General features: G+C 73.8%; 3 protein-coding genes. All 3 read left to right on the plus strand.

Features of this window, described 5'->3' with window-relative positions; all coding sequences use genetic code 11:
- The first annotated feature begins 396 nt into the window (after window positions 1-396).
- The 3 genes from ABTZ17_RS36595 (at window position 397) to ABTZ17_RS36605 (ending at window position 2,585) form a co-directional block, all read left to right on the plus strand.
- Complete coding sequence (locus ABTZ17_RS36595) at window positions 397-630, plus strand: chaplin (RefSeq protein WP_352200144.1); 234 nt, start codon at window positions 397-399, stop codon at window positions 628-630.
- Window positions 631-780: 150 nt separating this feature from the next.
- The gene (locus ABTZ17_RS36600) at window positions 781-2,028 is read left to right on the plus strand and encodes a chaplin (protein WP_352200145.1); all 1,248 of its coding nucleotides are present in this window, start codon (window positions 781-783) and stop codon (window positions 2,026-2,028) included.
- 218 nt (window positions 2,029-2,246) lie between these two features.
- Entirely contained in the window at window positions 2,247-2,585 is a 339-nt protein-coding gene (locus ABTZ17_RS36605) for a hypothetical protein (protein ID WP_352200146.1), read from the plus strand.
- Window positions 2,586-2,738: the final 153 nt, after the last annotated feature.

A 2,738-nucleotide genomic window follows, 5' to 3' on the forward strand; every position in this document is an offset into this window, starting at 1 on the left:
CTCCGCTTCTCCAACACCCTCTAAAACCTCCCGGTGCTGTCGGCCAAGGGCTCGGGGGCCTGCTCACCCCACCCCCCCCGGCCCCCGTGGCCGCGGCGACCCTCGCGGGTCGCGGCGGCCTCGTCGTCTCTCCCCCCGCTTTCCCACCCCGCCACACCGCGGAAATTCCCCGCGATAAAAACCGCGCGGACCCCGATATACGACCCGGTGAATTCCGGGTGCACGGGCCCGCAGGGGAGGCGTTGGAGTGAATCCGGGGACACTCGCACAGAAATTGCGGTTTCCTTTCCCGGAACCGCTCGTTATCGATATCGCAGCGGTGTTGACGGACAGAGAACAGTGCGCCCGACACGAGAGTCGTGTATGCGGCGGACACCCCTGCGGGAAGGATTTGAAATGAAGTTCGCGAAGACCGCCGCGGTTGTCGCCGGTGTCCTGATGGCCGCCGGTGCCGCGTCCCCCGCCCTGGCCGACTCCGAGGCCCTCGGCAAGACCGCCAACTCCCCCGGCGTGCTCTCCGGCAACCTCATCCAGGTGCCCGTCCACGTCCCGGTGAACGTCTGCGGCAACTCGATCAACGTGATCGCCCTGCTGAACCCGGCCTTCGGCAACACCTGCGTCAACGACTGACGCAGACCCGCGTCTGCGCCCGCCAGGGCGAACCTCCTCACAGGTGGCCTCGGAGTGCACGGCGGTGCACTCCGGGGCCTCCTTGAATTCCGCGCCGGCCAAGGAGCCGGGCAGACGCCGGCCTAGGAGCCGGCAGACAGGGAAGGACCCATGCGACGACAGGTACTGAGCCGACAGGTACTCAGCAAGGGGATGCTGACCGCCGCGGCCGCTTCGAGTCTGCTGTCACTCGGAACGGGCGCCGCCTTCGCGCACCCCGGCGCCGCCGCCGAGGCTTCGCACTCCCCGGGCGTCCTGTCCGGCAACGCCGTCTCCGTACCGGTCACGTTCTCCCCGAACGTCTGCGGCAACAGCGTGGACGGCGCCGGGGCGCTCAACCCGGCGATGGGCAACGACTGCGTGAGCACCGGCTCCTCCGGCGCGCGCGGCCACGGCGGGTACGAGCAGTACCTGGAGCCCGAGACCGCCCGGGAGTTCGAGCGCTACCTGGAGGAGAAGCGGCAGCGCGAGCAGGGCCACGCGCACCACGACTCCTACGGGCCCCGCGACGACCGTCGCGACGAGGGCGGCTACGGCCCCCACGACGACGGCCGGCCGCACTCCCCCGGCTACGGCTCCCCCGAGGAGGAGTGCGACGAGGAGCACGGCGGACCGCCCCCCGCGGCCCACCACGCGCCCCCCGCCCCGAAGCCGAAGCCCGAGCACGCGAAGCCCAAGCCCCCCAAGCACGCCAAGCCCAAGGCCCCGGACGCCGGACCCGAGCGCCCCCGACCGGACAAGCCGCGGCCCCAGCACGCCAAGCCGAAGCCCCCGGTACCGCGGGCCGAGACCCCGCCGCCCGCCCCGGCCCCGGAGCCCGAGCCGAAGCCCCTGCCGGCCCCGGCACCCGAGCCGGAGCCCGCGCCCCCGGTCCACGAGGTCCCGCCGCCCGCCCCGGAGCCGGTCCACGAGGCCACCACCCTCCCGGCCCCGGCGCCCGCCCCGGTGCCGGTCCCGGCCGCCGAGGTCCCCGAGCCGCGCCCCCGACTCGGCCACCAGGAGGAGACCGTCCCCGCTCCGGCGCCGGCCGTCCCGCAGGCTCCCCCGGTCGCCCCGCCCGCCCCGGCGGTGGACCAGCCCCCGGCCAACCCCGGGGACGACCGTCCGGTGGACCTGACCCTGCCGCCCCCGGCGCCGGCTCCGGCGCCCCTCCCGGCGCCCGCCCCCGGCCCGGAGGCCGGACCGGCCGTCACGCCGATCCCGGTGCCGGCCCCGGCGCCCGTCCCCGCCCCGCGCGTCACCGTGGACCGGCCCGTCCTGGCCGAGACCGGCGCGGGCGAACCGCTGACGGCCGCCGCCTTCGGCGCCGCGATGCTGCTCGGCGGGGCGGTCCTCTACCGCCGCTCCCGCGTGGCGTGATTTCCCGGCGGACGGCGCATACCGCCGGTTGACGCCGTACCGCTCATCGGAAAAACGGGAATGACGAACGGCCGGAAAATCCCCCGAAAGGGATCGTCCGGCCGTTCGTCATTCCGGCGTGCGGAAGAAAGACGGGGGTGCGGAGTTTCCGTAGGGGTGAGGAATCGTTAGCCAGGTCGAAAGCGGCGCGAGGGTCGCCGCGGGAAAAGGGATTCGAAATGAAGTTCTCGAAGGTCGCCGCCGTCGTCGCCGGATCCGTCGCCGTGATGGGCGCCGCCGCCCCCGCCATGGCCGCCGACGGCGGGATGCCCCCCATGAGCGCGACCGGCGGGATCACCGAGGTCCTCGACGCCCAGGCCCCGATCATGGAGGACCTGGGCGCGCACGCGGTCAACGGCCTCAACGAGCAGGGCTCCGCGGTCAACACCGCGCTGGAGGCCGTCGGCGACGTCAACCAGGCCCGCAACCAGCTCCCCGCCGAGGTCCTCAAGACCGGCAACGCCCTCGCCCAGGCCACCCCGATGCTCGGCGGCCTCCAGCTCAACGGCGGCAAGTGACGGGATCCCCGCACCCGTTCCGACGTGCCGTACGCGCCCCGGTGGCTGGGGGCGGGTACGGCACGTCGCACGTCCGGGGTCGGAGCGTCGGTCCGCATCCGTCCGCGGGCACCAAGAAACGAAGAGCGGGGGTAGGGGAAAGGGTGGTGGTTG

Origin of the sequence: Streptomyces sp. NPDC097619, assembly GCF_040302735.1 — a bacterium.
Classification (GTDB): Bacteria; Actinomycetota; Actinomycetes; order Streptomycetales; family Streptomycetaceae; genus Streptomyces.

Excerpts from the sequence above, each read along its gene's own strand:
- ABTZ17_RS36595 (WP_352200144.1), top strand. The coding sequence starts at position 397 with ATGAAGTTCGCGAAGACCGCCGCGGTTGTCGCCGGTGTCCTGATGGCC.
- ABTZ17_RS36600 (WP_352200145.1), top strand. The coding sequence starts at position 781 with ATGCGACGACAGGTACTGAGCCGACAGGTACTCAGCAAGGGGATGCTG.
- ABTZ17_RS36605 (WP_352200146.1), top strand. The coding sequence starts at position 2,247 with ATGAAGTTCTCGAAGGTCGCCGCCGTCGTCGCCGGATCCGTCGCCGTG.